Source organism: Candidatus Hydrogenedentota bacterium (assembly GCA_016791475.1).
GTDB lineage: Bacteria > Hydrogenedentota > Hydrogenedentia > Hydrogenedentales > JAEUWI01 > JAEUWI01.
On sequence record JAEUWI010000222.1, the window covers coordinates 1 to 722 of the forward strand.

Genomic DNA, 722 nt, shown 5'->3' on the forward strand with positions numbered 1-722 from the left:
TCGAGTGGCAGCTGGAGAAAGTCAACGGCCAATGGAAAGTAAGAACGCTGGCGGTTCCGGACGTGTCTGGGACGAGCGCGACTTGACGGCGGCGTCACGTGCGCCCCAGTACCGACTCATTCAAGATCCTCGTCCTACTGTTACGCGCCAACGGGTGGTCGCAGAACATCGCGACTGTCCGATCTTTGCTCCTTGTCGTCGTTTCTTTTGCGAGCGATTGCCTTATCGGGAGTTCCCCCACTGTCCCCGTCGCGCTGGTTCGATCTTGCCAGGCGTTCCAGATTGATCCTCTGGGAACCGCCAGTGTCAAGAACTCCGCGTCTAGCGGCTAGGCTAGGCTTCACCCTAGTCGAGTTGCTGGTGGTGATCGCCATCATCGGCGTCCTGGTGGGGCTGCTTCTCCCGGCTGTTCAATCGTCGCGGAATGCCGCGCGGCGATTGGAATGTTCCAATAAGATCAAGCAACTCGCGCTGGCGCTGCACAATCACGCCAGCGCCCACGCCAGCTTGCCGCCAGGCGTGCCGCAATGCAGCAAGAAAACGTGGCACCAAGGAGGGGGCGAATTTTGTCAGGGGCCGGTCTGGAGCCTGAACATTCTGGCCGAACTAGAAGAGCGTACGCTCGCGCAGTATGTCCAAGAGGGGGTGGCGGCCAGTTATATGGTCGCCGACGACCTGGAGCATGCGGCGCCCGACGGCGATCTTGATCCCCGCAATGTAAG

1 protein-coding gene is annotated in these 722 nt (G+C 60.4%); it reads left to right on the top strand.

The genetic code is table 11. From position 1 onward, the window contains the following. Positions 1–285: 285 nt before the first annotated feature. Positions 286–722, top strand: a 437-nt coding sequence (locus JNK74_28835; protein MBL7650188.1) for a DUF1559 domain-containing protein, incomplete at its 3' end; no start/stop codon positions are given.